This window comes from Rhizobium sp. YTUHZ044, assembly GCF_051123975.1.
Lineage (GTDB): Bacteria > Pseudomonadota > Alphaproteobacteria > Rhizobiales > Rhizobiaceae > Rhizobium.
In genome coordinates this window covers 166,488-181,455 of the sequence record NZ_CP101427.1, presented here as the reverse complement: position 1 = coordinate 181,455, position 14,968 = coordinate 166,488, and the positions used below count along the sequence as shown (strand labels likewise).

The following is a 14,968-nucleotide window of genomic DNA, read 5'->3' as shown; positions in this document are numbered from 1 at the left end:
GATGCTGCTGCTTCTTGGCTCGTTTCTGCTGCTGATGCTGGTCGGCGTACCCGTCGCCATTTCGATGGCCGTCGCCTCCGTGCTTTACATCGTCCTTTATGGCGTGGCGCCCGACATCATCGTCGCCCAACGCATGATCGCCGGCGTCGAAAGTTTTCCGCTGCTCGCCGTGCCCTTCTTCATCCTGGCCGGCAATCTGATGAATTCCGCCGGCGTCACCGGCCGCATCTATTCCTTCGCGGTCGCCCTGGTCGGCTGGATGAAGGGCGGGTTGGCGCAGGTCAATATCATCGGCTCCGTCATCTTCTCCGGCATGTCGGGCACAGCGCTCGCCGATGCCGCCGGCATCGGCACCATCGAGATCAAGGCGATGAAGGACCATGGCTATCCGGTCGAAGCGGCCGTCGGCGTCACGGCCGCCTCCGCCACACTCGGGCCGATCTTCCCGCCGTCCCTGCCCTTCGTCATCTACGGCATGATGGCGAACGTCTCGATCGGCGCACTTTTCATGGCCGGCATCCTGCCGGGCGTCGTCATGACGCTGCTGATGATGATCACCGTCGCCGCCTTCGCCTATCGCAAGCGCTGGGGCTCGGACGCGCCGTTCAATGTGCGCGAGCTCCTGTCGGCCGGCATGGAAATCGTCGTTGTCCTGATGGTGCCTATGGCGATTTATCTGATGATGGGCGCCGGCCTCTCGATGAATGCCGCGGCGGGCATTGCCCTTCTCGTGCTTCTGGCGCTCGACTGGTATTTCGGCTTCTCCGCCGTCATGGCGCTGATGACCCCGGTCATCCTGATCGGCGGCATGACGATGGGCTGGTTCACGCCGACGGAAGCCGCCGTCGCCGCCGTGCTCTGGTCGCTGTTCCTCGGCCTCGTGCGCTACCGCACGATGACGCTCTCGACGCTTGCCAAGGCAAGCTTCGACACGATCGAGACGACGGCATCCGTTTTGTTCATCGTTACCGCCGCATCGGTCTTCGCGTGGCTCTTGACGGTGAGCCAGGCCGCGCAGCTGCTGTCGGATGCGATCCTGTCGATCACCGACAATAAATGGGTGTTCCTGATCCTGGTGAACCTGCTGATGCTTTTCGTCGGCTGCTTCCTGGATACGATCGCGGCGATCACCATCCTCGTGCCGATCCTTCTGCCGATTGTCGCCAAGTTCGGCATCGATCCCGTCCAGTTCGGCCTGATCATGACGCTGAACCTGATGATCGGCTTGCTTCACCCACCGCTCGGCATGGTGTTGTTCGTGCTGTCACGGGTGGCGAAGCTCTCGGTCGAACGCACGACGATGGCGATCGTGCCTTGGCTCGTGCCGCTGTTCCTGGCGCTGCTCCTGATCACCTTCATTCCCGCCGTATCGCTCTGGCTGCCGCAGCAGCTCGGACTGTTGAGATAGGAGGCTAGGATGCAGACGCGTTTGGCGCGGCTTTACCAAAAAGGCGATCTCAGGGTCGAAATGGACACGGTTCCGGCTCCCGGTCCAGGCGAGGTGCTTCTCAAGATGGCGGCCGCGGGCATCTGCGGCTCCGACCTGCATTATTATCAGGACGGCGGCTTCGGGCCGGTCAGGGTGCGCGAGCCGATCATTCCCGGCCACGAGGCCTCGGGGAGGGTGAGCCAAGCGGGCGAGGGGGTCGAGCTCAAAGCCGGCACGCTGGTCGCAGTCAATCCAAGCCAGCCCTGCGGCCATTGCGAATATTGCTTGAAGCGACTGCCGATCCATTGCCTCGATATGCGCTTCATGGGAAGCGCGATGCGCCTGCCGCATGAGCAGGGCATGTTCCGGGAGTGGCTGGTGGTGCCGGCCCGGCAATGTTTCGAAATGGGAGCCGAGACGACCGCCGCGGAAGCGGCCTGCAGCGAGCCGCTCGCCGTCTGCCTGCATGCCGCATCGCGCGCCGCCGAGATCTCGGGCAAACGCGTCCTCGTCACCGGCGCCGGCCCGATCGGCTGCCTGATGGTTGCCGCCGCCCGTTATCATGGCGCGGCCGAGATCGTGGTGACCGACCTTGCCGATGCGGCGCTCGCACGGGCCAAAGCGATGGGCGCCAGCCGCACGATCAATGTTTCCGACGCGGCTGCGGCACTTGCCGAATTCGAGGCGGGTAAAGGGTATTTCGATCTCGTCTTCGAATGCTCGGCCGCCGCACCCGCGATCCGCAGTGCGATCGCCGCCATTCGGCCGCGCGGCACGATCGTGCAGGTCGGCGTCACCGGCGAGATCCCGGTCCCACTCAACGCCATTGTCGGCAAGGAGCTACATATCCACGGCACGCAGCGGTTCCACGAGGAATTCGCCACTGCCGCGGGGCTGATCGCAAGCCGCAAGATCGATGTCCTGCCGATCATCAGCCACAGCTTACCCTTGGAAGAAGTCGCCGCAGCCTTCACCCTTGCCGGCGACCGTGCGGTCGCCTGTAAGGTGCAGCTTACATTCTAGCGGCTTAAATATTCGCCGTAGAGGTATGGGCGCTGACTGGTCGCGCCCCAGCCTTGTGAACTGCCTTACCAGCCATAGCTGAAGGTAGCACCACCGCCGTTATCCCCATCCTGCACGACGTCCGTTTCAGTATTTCGCCCATACTGGAAAATGCCATAGGCATTGTTGTTGCCGTTCTGCTGCAAGGTCGCGGAATGACCATTGCCCCGTTGCCGGACGAACCCCAGGTTGCCGCGGCCAGCCTGAGCGATAGCGGCCGCGTTACCCCAGCCCCGCTGCCGGATGTCAGCATCTTTCAGACCTCGGTAGAGCGAATAGACGCGCAGCCCCGCTGAAAAAAGTCCGGCATCCTGGGCATTGTTCGGTGCGAGGTTGAGCGAGATCCGGCCGCCGGCATAGGCTGGCGCAGACACGGCTACTTGGCCGAGGCTCCCGGCAAGAAGGGTGATGGCAAGGATCTTAAACAAATTGCGAGTCATTCTGATCTCCATTTCCGGCTGCCTCAGCCGATGATCAACTTTCGCATCCTGCAGCTGAACCAAGTCGGAATTGCCCGTTCAGTTGTCGTTCAGTCGCTTCGTCCTGATTGAATGCAAAAGGACGCCGGAAACCGGCGCCCTTTCAGGAAGACTGCAGGTCATGGAGGCCGATTAGTTGCCGCCGATCTGCTTCGCGCAGCTGAAACTCTTATCCCCGACGACGACGTCCAGCGTGGCTTTGTATTTGGCTCCTTTCGAGTCGAGCGAGACCGAACCAAGAATTGCCGTGCGTCCCTCTGCGGCATCGAAATCGCCACTCTGGTTGATCGTGGAGCTTCCGCCGCCTCCCACTTTTTCGACATGGAAGGTGTAAGTCCCGCCGACATGCATGTCGGCGTGGACGAGTGCGTCCAGTCTCACCATACCAGCCCCAGGGGTTGTTTTGATTTCGCAAAGCTGCGCGCCGTCAGATGGGTCGGCAGTCGTCATGGCGGAAACCGCGCCGACGGGAAGCAGGACCAGCGCGAGAATCGTCATCGCGCGGCGCGGATGTTGGATGCTATTTGGCATGGTCGTTTCCTCTGATGGTCTGCTGTTGCGATCTTGACCTGTTTCACCGCATTTGCAGCCGCCTACGGGCAGGCCTGGACGAAGGCCGCGACATTGCCGTTGCCGCCCTGGCTGACATTGGCGCTGCAACCGTGGCCAACCTGGACGCCGGCCGCGATGTTGCCATTACCGTCCTGGGTAAGGATGGTCGTATGGCTGGAGCCGAATTGGCCAATTCCCGCTACGTTGCGGTTGCCACGCTGATAGGTGGCGCCATAGTTGTCGTTGCCTTCCTGACCGACAGCTGAAAGATTTCGATGACCATATTGACGGCCGAGAATCCGGTTGTAGCCACCGTTCTGGTAGGTTCTGATCCGGTTTTCGTATCCTTCCTGTGCCCCGCCGGCAGAGTTAGACCAGCCATATTGTTCGATACGAACATCATTGGCCATGGCGGGGCCGGCGGCGGTAATGCCGACGAGAGCGACGAGTGCGGTTGCAATGATAGACGTGCGGATCATGAATATGTCTCCTCAGGCGGATAAGACCGCGGTTGAACGTCTTTCTTCTAGACGCTCCCTTCGGAACGAAAGCTGAAGGCACCATTCAGTCGGGGTTCATTCGCGGAGATCGGCGCCCTCCTCGCGGCCAGATGACCTTGTTCAAATCGATACCCCTCGTGGTTTTTCCGATGGCCATTTTTACGCGCCCGAGCAAATGCGCTTAGTCTAGCACTTCAAGGCTCCGACCGACGCCGTGGCCGAAGAGAGCTGGTGCGCCCTATCCGTTTTGTTGATCACCGCACACTCGGTGCGGCTGGTTCCCTCCCCTCAGACCGGGACGGGATCCTCGTAAAGTCATCGAACAAGACCCGCGGCTTTGAGTGCATTGTGAATGGTGCGCGCTATCGAACTTGAGTTTGGCTGGCTTTCGGGGCCTTCTTTGCCGGAAGGAGACCTTACCTCGACGACTGCCCCTGGCAGGATGATTTCCCCATCGAAGCCGCCGCCGCTATTGTGAACCCGGAGCGACTCGACCTCATCTCTGCCGTCATGTTGCAGAATCTGCCAGAAACGGGCGATTTCCCTTGTTGACGATATGCCGGTCTCGAGCATGAACGGCCCTTCGACGCCGAGGCCACGTTCACCACGCGTCGCGAGCGGCACGCCATGCGCCATGCCGGCGATCTCGAATTGCTCGAGCACCTCACGACCTGCCGAATCCACCCATATCTTGCGCTTGTTACCGTTGACATTCTTTATGGCCGGCGCCTTCTGAAGTGCATGGATCCGTCGCCACTGCTCGACGATCTGATCGCCGTTGCGCGGCTTGACAGTGTGATCATGAGTGCCGTGCCAGACCGACAAAGTGGGCCAAGGGCCGTCGTGTTCGGATGCGTTTCGAACAACTCGCTTCAGCTCATCGGGCGGCGATACCCTCTTTCCCTGCATCTGTTCGAAGGCGGCGGTCACCGTCGCTGCGCAGCCGTAGGGCAATCCGCCGATGACGGCGCCACCGGCAAAGATCTCGGGATAGGTCGCCAGCATGACGGCACTCATCGCACCGCCGGCGGACAGCCCGGTGACAAATATCTTGGCGGGGTCGATTTGACCTGCGGCGACCATTGCGATGATCATCTGGTAAATCGACAGAGCCTCCCCAGTACCTCGCCGGGTGTCTTCAGGCTGGAACCAGTTGAAGCAAAGGTTCTGGTTGTTTGCGCGTTGCTGCTCGGGATAAAGCAGCAGAAAACCTTCTTCGTCGGCAAGCCGAGACCAGCCGGAGCCCCGGTCGTACCCATCGGCATTTTGCGTGCAGCCATGAAGGACGACGACCAACGGTGCAAGGGGAAGGGGATTGCGCGGTTGGTATATGAAAGCTTTGAGATTGCCGGGGTTGTTTCCGAAGTTGCGAAGTTCGTTCAGACGGCGCGATTGTGAACGCTGGATTTTCATGTGGTTTCCTTCGCGTTTCAGGCACGAAGCTCGACTCTAACCAACGTGATGGCGAAAAGTTGCTGCGATGCAAAATAATTTCGCGGCGCAGCAAACCGCAGGCGATCATTCAAGGGCCCACTCACGCGACACCAGCCAAATGCTGCCGCTCAGAAGATTGCTGTACTCGCTCCCTCGCAAGGTCGCTCAGCATCTGTCGGGCTACGGCTGGCACAACATGATGCGGAAGGTGGCCGACGCCCTCGATCACCCTGACCGTCGGCCCCGGATGCTTCTGCCGAAGGCCATCGATATGCCAGGCCGGCTGAACTATGCGATCCTCCGAACCGAACAGGACGTGCAATGGAAGATTGCCGGGCAGCTGCGGCAGAAGTTCCATGTCTTTGTTGAAGGCCCGCAGCTCGTTAGCCATTGTTTCAATTGCGCCCGGATTGACCATATGAGCGGCCGGCAACACCGACAGCTGGGGAGGTGACGTGTTTGGAAAGGATGACGACCGCAGACCACGCTCGAGAAAAAACACTGCCCATCGGCTGATTACGTGCTGACGGATCAGGGATCCCACTATCGGGGCAACTGCCGCCCGGAGGACGGGCAGCGGTTTCGGTGGGACGGGCCTGCAGCACGGCGAAATCAGCAGCAATCCGTTCACCAGTTCCGGCCGGCGCGCGGCCAGATGAAGTGCCGGTGCGCTGCCGATGGAGTGGGCTACGATCGATACGCAATGCAGGTCCATTGCATCGATTAGGCGCTCGAGCCAAAAGGATTGGCCTACCGGTCCTCGTTCAGCGAGAGGAAGAGGGCTGCTGAAACCGTAGCCCGGACGATCGGGGGCCACCATTCGGAACGGGCTCTGAGCAAACGGAAGCAGAACCTCTTCAGCCAGGCTCCCACAGCCATGGAGGACAAGGACCGGTCTTGCGTTCAAGTCGCCGCTCTCCAGAACATGCACCTGGTGCTTGTCAATCTGGTAAATCGTGCCGATCCGGGGGCGAAATGCCTGCTGCTTCAACATGATCCAACAAACGCCCGCGGTTGGTTCTCGGTTCCGCGATGCTTGTGGCTTAGTTCGACCAACCTCTTCCAGCCAGGCCCGCGCCAAGCCGCCGTAACAAGTTCCACTGACGGCTGTCATCCGGGGTTAACCCGCTTCACCCGCCGGCAATGTCATCCAATGTCGCCTCGCTTCCCGGCATTATTTCTACTGTAACTCGGCAACGGGCTGGCGCTCCAAAGATCTCTAATGCGCTCGTTCTCAGAAGCTTGAAAACATGCTAGGTTTCGTCGGCTACAGAGGGGAAAAACAATGCCACGCATCGCAAATCTTTACTTCAAGACCGCCATCATTTTTCTGATCGCCGGCATCTCGATCGGCCTTCACATGTCGATCTCAGGTAATCACGCACCGACCGGGGCCCATGCCCACGCCAACCTGCTCGGCTGGGTCACCATGGCGCTCTTCGGCGTTTACCACGCGCTCAACCCACACAAGGCCGAGAAGCGCCTGGCGATGATCCAGTACGTCGTCTACACCTTCGGTGTCGCGGTGCTGATCCCGTCCCTTTATCTGATGCTTTCCGGAAACACGGCGGTGGAACCGATTGTCGCCATTTCCTCGCTCATCGCCTTCGCCGGCGTGCTGATGTTCGCCGTCATCATCTTCTCGGGCAGCGAGGTTTCGAGGCCGGCCGGCGTCTCCCGGGCGAGCTGATCCAATCGGGATGAGCGACTATCTCGGTTGCCAGTTGCATGTTCGAATTTTCCTCGCGCGTCTCCTGCTTTTGCATTGAGAATGACCGGGAGCTTCGAGCCTGGCTGGCAACCCTTGCTCGACGCGGCCAAATGCGGATCGTGCCAGGCTGCGACGTCTTGGATTCAGCCGATCGCTGTCACATCGGCTCCGCGAGGGCGGAGATCTCCTAGAATGCTCTGAGGCCCGTTTAGCAATCCGATCGCCAGGATATGAACGCGTTCGCGTCTGCTGGCAGGCTGCGATCCGTTCGATCGGAAGTGAGCCACGGTGACGCTTTTGGCACCGGGCTCATCTTGTATGCCGTCCGCCGCCTGCTTCAGGAAAAACAGATGGCCTCACGACAGGAGCACGTCAGGCCCGGGCCAGACCTCCCATTATTTCACGCGACGCAATAAACTCGCAATTATTCCCGCAATTGTGGATGTGAGGATGTGACGGCAATATTACCCCCGTCAGACGAACACAAGTTAGCTGAAGTTTTCAATAACGAAATCGCAGGACGAAGATGACCCAACCTCGCCATTCCATGACCCGCCGCGACGCGCTGTTGTCCATTGGCGCCGCTGCAGCAGCCATGGCAATTTCACCCTCTCTCAGTTTCGCAGCCAATGCGGCGCCTACCATCAACCCAATCGAAGGATCCAAGAACATGCCATATGTAACCACCAAAGACGGCGTCGAAATCTTCTACAAGGATTGGGGCTCTAAGGATGCCCAGCCGATCATGTTCCACCATGGATGGCCGCTGTCGTCCGATGACTGGGATGCGCAGATGCTGTTTTTCCTGTCGAAAGGTTTTCGCGTCGTCGCCCATGACCGGCGTGGCCATGGCCGATCCGCCCAGGTGGCCGACGGTCACGATATGGACCATTACGCAGCCGATGCCTTTGCCGTCGTCGAGGCGCTCGGCTTGAAGAATGTCGTCCATATCGGTCATTCCACCGGTGGCGGCGAGGTCGCCCGTTATGTGGCCAAGCACGGCGAACCTGCCGGCCGCGTCGCCAAGGCGGTTCTCGTTTCGGCCGTGCCGCCGCTGATGCTCAAGACAGAGGCCAATCCCGAAGGCCTGCCGATGGAAGTGTTCGACGGTTTCCGCTCGGCACTTGCCGCCAACCGCGCGCAGTTCTTTCGCGACGTTCCGGCCGGGCCGTTCTACGGCTTCAACCGCGAAGGCGCCAAGGTGCAGGAAGGCGTGATCCAGAACTGGTGGCGTCAGGGCATGATGGGCGGCGCCAAGGCCCATTACGATGGTATCAAGGCCTTCTCCGAAACCGACCAGACGGGGGACCTGAAGGCAATCACCGTTCCGACGCTCGTCTTGCATGGGGAAGACGACCAAATCGTTCCGATTGCGGACTCGGCGCTGAAGTCGATGAAGCTTCTGAAGAAAGGTTCGCTGAAGACCTACCCGGGTTTCTCGCATGGCATGCTGACCGTGAATGCCGACGTGCTGAACGCCGACCTGCTGGCCTTCGTCCAGGCCTGATCGGTCCTGGCGACGGGTGCGGCCTCCCACGCACCCGTCGCCTCACAAAGATCCACAGGCGCTCGGCGCGCTACCCTCTTCGATAGAGACAGTCCCCGTTAATTGATCAGACGACAGCCAAGAACTGCCGGATGCGATGGTCCTTCGGCGTTTATCTCGTTGAAATAATTGCCACCATGCGAAAAACAACCACCGCCAAGACACCGGTACCTGTTGCCATGCAACTGACCCCGGACCTCGTAGCCAAAACCGTCAAGCCGGTCGAGGACGAGGGCCCAGAGCCTAGATGGACTCCAATCTCGGGTCAGCGACTCGATGAACTCGTCAGCAGAGTGGAGCGGGAGGCTGGTGACGAGGAGATATGGGTGTTCGCTTATGGGTCTTTGATGTGGAACCCGGGCTTCGAAGTAGCGACAAGTGAAGAAGCCATTGCGTACGGGTGGCATCGTGCGTTCTCGTTGAGGATAGAACGGCTAAGGGCCACCTCCGATGCGCCGGGTCTGATGCTGGCGCTTCGGCCGGGAGGGAGTTGCTCTGGCGTCGTCCTGAAGCTCCCCTGCGCCACGAAAAGGCAGGATCTGCGTACGCTTCTGGCGCGCGAAATCCGATATGCCGAGGTGTGCGACATGGTGCGATGGGTTTCGGTCGAGACACCGACCGGTAGACGCCGCGCGCTCACATTTTGGGCGAGCACGAAGCGATCACGGCTCACGGAGAAGATACCGCTCGATGACGCCGCAGTGTTGATCGCTCAGGCATGCGGACCGGCTGGATCCTGCGCGGAATACCTGCATCGGACGGTCTTGGATCTGGCGGACCGGAACATCTTCGATCGAAACCTGTGGCAGCTACAGCAAATCGTCGCCGCGAGACTAAGGGCGCTTTCACAGGACGGCTCGATCTGAGGAAGGTGTAAGTCTCCTGAGGATCCGTGATGATGCGCGGCGGTGTACGTCAATCCAGCATGACCATCTGCGCCGCGACTTGCTCTTCGAAGAATTTCGAGAATGAAGCGATGCGTGGTGGAAGCGCTTGGTACGGCGGGTAAAACAGCGTCAGCCACAGGTCAGGCGGCGCCCATCCCTTGAAGACGTGGACGAGACGACCGCTCCTGATGTGATCGGCGATGTTGAATCCTGGCAGCAGTGCGACACCTGCACCGTCGGCGGCCATGTCGGCCAGTACCTCGCCACTGTTGGCGCTGAAGGCCCGACCCGCCGAGATCGTGATGCTTGAGCCACCGTCGGACAATAGCCAGTTCTCGCGCCGGCTTTCGCCACTATAGGCGAGGCAGTCGTCTGGCTTTAGTTCGTTGGGATGTTGCATATCGGCGAAACGGCTCCCCGGGGCCGCGACCAGGATACGCGGCACTACCCTGATTTTTCTCCAGATCGTGTACTTGTCCGAAGGCTGTGATGAGATGCGGATCGCCAGATCGTAATCGTCATCGACGATATTCACCAAACCGTCGGACAAGGAGATCTCAAAGCTCATCTTCGGATAGCGTTCCTTGAAACCTGACAGGATCGGCGGCAGCACGGTCTTGCCGAACCACGTCGGCGCGCTGATCCGCAGCCGCCCTTCGTCAGCCTTGTGTGCGTTCATAACTTCGCGGCGCGCTTCTTCCAGCGTCTTCACCGCTGGCTGGATCTGCGCGGCGAAGATTGCGCCGTCAGTCGTCAGCGAGACTTGCCTTGTCGTGCGCACGAAAAGCTGCACGCCAAGTTCCGCCTCGAGTGCGGCGATCGCGCGTGTGACGGCCGCCGGCGTCATGTCCAACTCGCGGGCGACCTGGGCGAAATTTCGCTTCTCGGCGGCGAGCAGGAAGGTTCTAAGGGCTTTGTAATCGTTCATGTCATTGTTTCAGGATTTGCAATTCACTCGAGAGGAATATTGCAATACCCGATGGCGATCAACGGGCGTAGTTTTCAGATGAACAATTTCAATGCCCACTGAAAGGCATCTTCATGATTAAGGACATCAAGGGATTACACCACGTGACTTCGATGGCATCGGACGCGCGGCAGAACAATCGCTTCTTCACCGATACGCTTGGTCTGCGCCGCGTGAAGCAGACGGTCAACTTCGATGACCCCAGCGTCTATCACCTCTACTACGGTGACGAGACGGGGTCGGCCGGGACAGTGATGACCTACTTCCCGTTTCCGAACATGATGCTCGGCCGCCCGGGTGTCGGCGAAGTTGGCGAAACACAGTTCTCAGTGCCGAAGGGTTCGCTGAAGTTCTGGCAGGACCGCTTCACCGCGCAGGGCGTGGACGGACTGGAACTCGACACCGTGTTTGGCGCCAACCGGCTTCGCTTCATGGGCCCGGACGGCGACGCCCTTGCTCTCATTGAATCCTCCGACGACAAGCGGGCACCCTGGGTTGCCGATGGAATTCCCGACGGTGCGGCAATTCGCGGTTTCGCCGGCGCAAGATTCAGTCTGCACGACACCGCTGCGACCGAAGAACTGCTCGGCTTCATGGGCTACCAGCGCGCTGACAAAGAGGGCGACGTGACCCGCTTCAATATCCCCGACGGCAATGGGGCGGACACGATCGATTTGGCAGCGTTGCCGAAGACGCCTTTTGCGCGTCCGGGCGCAGGTTCGGTGCACCACATCGCGTTCGCCGTCGAAAACCGCGAGAAGCAGCTCGAAGTGCGCAAAGCTCTCATGGATACAGGCTATCAGGTGACGCCCGTCATCGACCGCGACTATTTCTGGGCGATCTACTTCCGCACGCCGGGCGGGATACTGTTCGAAGTCGCCACGAACGAGCCTGGCTTCAACCGGGACGAGGACACGGCGCACCTTGGCGAGGCGCTCAAGCTCCCGAGCCGATACGAGGACTACCGCGATGAGATCCAATCCAACCTTGTGCCGCTGACGGCATGAGCAGCAATCTCCAGGCAAAACCGCGATAAAGACCGCCGCGTTCCGAAAGGGCCGCGGCGCTTTCCATTCAGCAGCACTGGCGTTCGCGATTGTTGCAGAAGTCGCAATTCAATAGCAATTCTTATTGCAATTCCTTGTGCACCATCTGCGCGGTAAGTGTCTTTCCAGCAGCCAAGACAACGAGTGAGCGGCTCCGATAAGGATCCAGCAACACTTCAAGGATTGCAGAACGAACGTCGCACGGCGGCCGATCGATTGCTGCTGCACATTTATAACTCCGCAACAGGCGGTCCAAACAACGGAAGAGGAAGTGACCATGTCCAAGCTCGAAGTCCTGACCCCCGCAAACAGCCAGCTCATCTTTATTGACCAGCAGCCGCAGATGGCATTCGGGGTCCAATCGATCGATCGTCAGACGCTGAAGAACAATGTCGTCGGCCTCGCCAAGGCCGCCAAGATCTTCAACATCCCGACCACGATCACGACGGTCGAGACGCAATCCTTCTCGGGCAACACGTATCCGGAACTGCTTGCTGTCTTCCCGGAGAACGACCTTCTCGAACGCACCTCGATGAACTCCTGGGATGACCAGAACGTCCGCGAGGCGCTGGCGAAGAACGCCGCCGAGGACCGCAAGAAGATCGTCGTCTCCGGTCTGTGGACCGAGGTTTGCAACACGACGTTCGCGCTCTCGGCTCTCCATGATGTCCCGGAATACGAGATCTACATGGTCGCGGATGCTTCCGGCGGCACGTCCGCGGACGCACACAAATACGCGATGGATCGCATGGTGCAGGCAGGTGTTATTCCGGTCACCTGGCAGCAGGTCCTGCTCGAGTGGCAGCGCGACTGGGCCCGCAAGGAGACCTACGATGCGGTCACAGCCCTCGTAAAGGAGCATTCGGGCGCGTACGGAATGGGCATCGACTACGCCTACACGATGGTTCATGGCGCAGAAGAACGCGTCAAGCACGGCAAGCGCATCGGCCCGAACCCCGCGAAGTAACAGTCTGATCAGACCGCTCCGATCACCCCATCGGAGCGGTCCGTTCATTGATTGGAGAACATCTCATGAAAATCTATCTAATGTCGCTTGGCGCTGGCCTGCTCGTCGGGACCGTCTACAGCCTTCTCAACGTCCGATCACCAGCACCGCCTGTCATTGCCCTGGTCGGCCTTCTCGGAATCCTTGTCGGCGAACAAATTATTCCGTTCGCGAAGACGCTTTGGAGAAACGAGCCGGCGGCGATCTCATGGATTCATCAGATCAAGCCGCACATCTTCGGTCACCTTCCGAGGGGCGGGGACCGTATCAACATTGCTCATAAGGCAAAGGCGAGTGTAGAGGAGCGGGGCTGATGACCACGCGTCGATCCTTTCTCGGAGGTGCATCGAGCTTGGCCTTCTCGAACCTCTTCTCACCAGCGAAAGCTGCCGATCCCAGACAGACCGGAGTAGACACTATGCATCCCGACCTGATCCTCCACAATGGCCGCGTGACGACCCTTGACCGGACCAATCCGAATGCGACGGCAATCGCCATCAAGGACGGGCTGTTCCTGGAAGTCGGATCCGACAGCGAGATCATGGCGCTGGCCGGTTCCAGCACTAAGATCATCGACCTCAAGGGCAAGCGCGTCCTGCCCGGCCTTATCGACAATCATACCCATGTCGTTCGCGGTGGCCTGAACTACAACATGGAACTGCGCTGGGACGGCGTGCGCTCGCTCGCCGACGCGATGGACATGCTGAAGCGCCAGGTGGCGATCACGCCCGCGCCGCAGTGGGTTCGCGTCGTCGGCGGGTTCACGGAACATCAGTTCGCCGAAAAGCGGCTGCCCACTCTCGACGAGATCAACGCTGTCTCGCCTGACACACCCGTGTTCCTTCTGCACCTCTATGATCGTGCGCTGCTCAACGGTGCGGCTCTCCGCGCTGTCGGCTACACCCGTGACACCCCGAACCCGCCCGGAGGCGAGATCACCCGCGATGCCAACGGCAATCCGACCGGTATGCTGCTGGCCAAGCCGAATGCAGGCATTCTCTATTCGACGCTTGCCAAGGGGCCTAAGCTTCCGCTGGACTACCAGGTCAACTCTACCCGCCACTTCATGCGCGAGTTGAACCGCCTTGGCGTGACAGGTGTGATCGACGCGGGTGGTGGTTTCCAGAACTATCCTGACGACTATGAGGTCATCCAGAAGCTGTCCGACGAGAACCAGATGACGGTTCGGCTGGCCTACAATCTCTTCACCCAGAAGCCGAAGGAAGAGAAGCAGGACTTCCTGAAATGGACCCAGTCGGTCAAATACAAGCAGGGTAACGACTACTTCCGGCACAATGGTGCGGGCGAGATGCTTGTGTTCTCGGCCGCCGACTTCGAGGATTTCCGCCAGCCCCGTCCGGAGATGGCTCCGGAAATGGAAGGTGAGCTGGAAGAGGTTGTCCGCGTCCTGGCGGAAAACCGTTGGCCGTGGCGTCTGCACGCCACCTATGACGAGACGATCTCCCGTGCCCTCGACGTGTTCGAGAAGGTCGACAGGGACATTCCACTCGAAGGATTGAACTGGTTCTTCGACCATGCCGAGACTATCTCGGATCGCTCGATCGACCGTATCGCCGCCCTCGGCGGTGGCATCGCCACACAACACCGCATGGCATATCAGGGCGAATACTTCGTTGAGCGCTACGGGCACGGCGTGGCGGAAGCGACACCGCCGATCAGGAAGATGCTCGACAAAGGCGTGAACGTCTCGGCCGGCACCGATGCCACCCGCGTCGCCTCCTATAATCCGTGGGTCTCGCTGTCGTGGATGGTGACTGGCAACACCGTCGGCGGCATGCAGCTCTATCCGCGCGCCAATTGCCTCGACCGCGAGACGGCGCTCAGGATGTGGACCGAGAAAGTGACCTGGTTCTCCAACGAGGAAGGCAAGAAAGGCCGCATCGAGAAGGGTCAGTTCGCTGATCTCGTGGTGCCGGACAAGGATTTCTTCTCCTGCGCCGAGGACGAGATCTCCTTCCTTGTTTCGGAGCTGACAATGGTCGGCGGCAAGATCGTCTACGGCGCGGGCGAGTTCAAGACGCTTGACGAGAACGATATCCCGCCCGCGATGCCCGACTGGTCGCCTGTCCGCAAGTTCGGCGGTTATGCGGCCTGGGGCGAACCGGAAGGCGCGGGCGCTCGTTCGCTGCGCCGCACCGCTATCTCTACATGCGGATGCGCCAACGATTGCAGCGTTCACGGCCACGACCATGCCGGAGCCTGGACATCCAAGCTCCCGATAACCGACCTCAAGGGCTTCTTCGGCGCTCTCGGCTGCTCCTGCTGGGCAGTCTGACGAACATTCAGCTCGGGTGGCCAACTGCCGCCCGAGAGTCGCTTTATAATTGC

General features: G+C 60.1%; 15 protein-coding genes. 9 read left to right on the top strand and 6 right to left on the bottom strand.

All coding sequences use genetic code 11. The features are described from left to right. The first annotated feature begins 1 nt into the window (after position 1). The gene (locus NL154_RS23675; RefSeq protein ID WP_210632033.1) at positions 2–1,408 is read left to right on the top strand and encodes a TRAP transporter large permease; all 1,407 of its coding nucleotides are present in this window, start codon (positions 2–4) and stop codon (positions 1,406–1,408) included. Between the two features lie 9 nt (positions 1,409–1,417). Further along, positions 1,418–2,452, top strand: a complete 1,035-nt coding sequence (locus tag NL154_RS23670; RefSeq protein WP_434734312.1) for an L-idonate 5-dehydrogenase — start codon at positions 1,418–1,420, stop codon at positions 2,450–2,452. Positions 2,453–2,517: 65 nt separating this feature from the next. Here the strand turns inward: NL154_RS23670 and NL154_RS23665 are convergent, their stop codons facing one another. From NL154_RS23665 to NL154_RS23645, 5 genes are all read right to left on the bottom strand, one after another. Further along, positions 2,518–2,931, bottom strand: a complete 414-nt coding sequence (locus NL154_RS23665) for a curlin (RefSeq protein WP_221147049.1) — start codon at positions 2,929–2,931, stop codon at positions 2,518–2,520. 171 nt (positions 2,932–3,102) lie between these two features. After that, entirely contained in the window at positions 3,103–3,501 is a 399-nt protein-coding gene (csgH, locus tag NL154_RS23660; RefSeq protein WP_434734311.1) for a curli-like amyloid fiber formation chaperone CsgH, read from the bottom strand. A 62-nt stretch (positions 3,502–3,563) separates the two neighbouring features. After that, positions 3,564–4,001 carry a curlin gene (locus NL154_RS23655; RefSeq protein WP_210632029.1) on the bottom strand — a complete coding sequence of 146 codons (438 nt, stop codon included), beginning with the start codon at positions 3,999–4,001 and terminating at the stop codon, positions 3,564–3,566. Between the two features lie 336 nt (positions 4,002–4,337). Beyond that, a complete protein-coding gene (locus tag NL154_RS23650) occupies positions 4,338–5,435 on the bottom strand; it encodes an extracellular catalytic domain type 1 short-chain-length polyhydroxyalkanoate depolymerase (RefSeq protein WP_434734310.1) in 1,098 nt (365 codons plus the stop codon). Between the two features lie 121 nt (positions 5,436–5,556). Beyond that, a complete protein-coding gene (locus NL154_RS23645) occupies positions 5,557–6,450 on the bottom strand; it encodes an alpha/beta fold hydrolase (RefSeq protein WP_434734309.1) in 894 nt (297 codons plus the stop codon). 291 nt (positions 6,451–6,741) lie between these two features. Here NL154_RS23645 and NL154_RS23640 point away from each other — a divergent pair, with 291 nt between their 5' ends. The 3 genes from NL154_RS23640 (at position 6,742) to NL154_RS23630 (ending at position 9,579) form a co-directional block, all read left to right on the top strand. Beyond that, the gene (locus NL154_RS23640) at positions 6,742–7,146 is read left to right on the top strand and encodes a hypothetical protein (RefSeq protein WP_210632026.1); all 405 of its coding nucleotides are present in this window, start codon (positions 6,742–6,744) and stop codon (positions 7,144–7,146) included. Positions 7,147–7,837: 691 nt separating this feature from the next. After that, positions 7,838–8,674: an alpha/beta fold hydrolase gene (locus tag NL154_RS23635; protein WP_311044469.1), complete on the top strand. Its 837-nt coding sequence runs from the start codon at positions 7,838–7,840 to the stop codon at positions 8,672–8,674. Between the two features lie 176 nt (positions 8,675–8,850). Continuing rightward, entirely contained in the window at positions 8,851–9,579 is a 729-nt protein-coding gene (locus NL154_RS23630; protein ID WP_434734359.1) for a gamma-glutamylcyclotransferase, read from the top strand. Between the two features lie 49 nt (positions 9,580–9,628). Here NL154_RS23630 and NL154_RS23625 read toward each other — a convergent pair whose 3' ends face one another. After that, positions 9,629–10,528 (bottom strand): LysR family transcriptional regulator, encoded by a 900-nt coding sequence (locus tag NL154_RS23625; protein WP_085781364.1) that lies wholly within the window; start codon positions 10,526–10,528, stop codon positions 9,629–9,631. Positions 10,529–10,641: 113 nt separating this feature from the next. Between NL154_RS23625 and NL154_RS23620 the strand changes: the two genes are divergently transcribed. From NL154_RS23620 to NL154_RS23605, 4 genes are all read left to right on the top strand, one after another. Continuing rightward, positions 10,642–11,574: a VOC family protein gene (locus NL154_RS23620; RefSeq protein WP_434734308.1), complete on the top strand. Its 933-nt coding sequence runs from the start codon at positions 10,642–10,644 to the stop codon at positions 11,572–11,574. A gap of 316 nt (positions 11,575–11,890) precedes the next feature. Further along, positions 11,891–12,580 (top strand): hydrolase, encoded by a 690-nt coding sequence (locus NL154_RS23615; RefSeq protein WP_221123497.1) that lies wholly within the window; start codon positions 11,891–11,893, stop codon positions 12,578–12,580. A 65-nt stretch (positions 12,581–12,645) separates the two neighbouring features. Next, complete coding sequence (locus NL154_RS23610; protein WP_434734307.1) at positions 12,646–12,933, top strand: XapX domain-containing protein; 288 nt, start codon at positions 12,646–12,648, stop codon at positions 12,931–12,933. Then, positions 12,933–14,915 (top strand): amidohydrolase, encoded by a 1,983-nt coding sequence (locus NL154_RS23605; protein ID WP_434734306.1) that lies wholly within the window; start codon positions 12,933–12,935, stop codon positions 14,913–14,915. Before NL154_RS23610 ends, NL154_RS23605 begins: the two co-directional genes overlap by 1 nt. Positions 14,916–14,968: the final 53 nt, after the last annotated feature.